This is a genomic window from Falsiroseomonas sp. RANM36, from assembly GCF_056682175.1.
The window spans coordinates 402,466-403,123 of sequence record NZ_JBWXTD010000004.1; the positions used below are offsets into that span (position 1 = coordinate 402,466).

General features: G+C 79.8%; 1 protein-coding gene. It reads left to right on the forward strand.

The window, feature by feature from the left end:
• Nucleotides 1-84 precede the first annotated feature (84 nt).
• Nucleotides 85-658, forward strand: a 574-nt coding sequence (locus tag AC1MIR_RS15665; RefSeq protein WP_480029552.1) for an SDR family NAD(P)-dependent oxidoreductase, incomplete at its 3' end; no start/stop codon positions are given.

Below are 658 nucleotides of genomic sequence, written 5' to 3' on the forward strand. Positions count from 1 at the left end.
GCCGGGAAGCCCGGCCCCGCCCCCGGGGCCCCGCCGGGCAGGGGGGCGCCGCCCGGGCGCGCCAGCGGGGCGGCGGGGGCGACCATCGTCGCCCATTGCCGCAGCGACCGTGCGGGCGCCGAGGCCGCGCTCGCGGGCGTGCCGCCCGCGCGCCGGCACATCCTCATGGCCGACCAGTCCGATCCGCGCGCGATGGACGCGCTGTGGCGGGAGGCGCTGGCGATCGCGCCGCGCATCGACGTGGTGGTGCTCACCGCCGCGGTCTTCCTCAACACCGGCGGCTTCGAGGACGGCCTCGACGACTGGGAGACCGCCTGGGAGACGCAGTGGCGCGTGAACGTCGCCGCGCCGACGCGGCGGATGAAGCATGCCGTCAACCATTTCGTCGCGGCGGGCGGCGGCGTGCGGGTCACCATGTCGTCCTGGACGGCGCAGCGCGGCGCGGGCAGCCCCAAGACCGTCGCCTATGCCGCGAGCAAGGCCGCGGTCCGCGCCGCGGCCCAGACCGTCGCGCGGCACTACGCGAAGGCCGGCGTGCTGTCCTACATCGTCGCGCCCGGCGTGGTGCGCACGCAGATGAGCGTGGACGCGGGGCGCCGGGGCGGCGGGGGGGGGCGGGGGGGGGGCGGGGGCGCCCCGGGGGGGGGGGGGGCGGCGC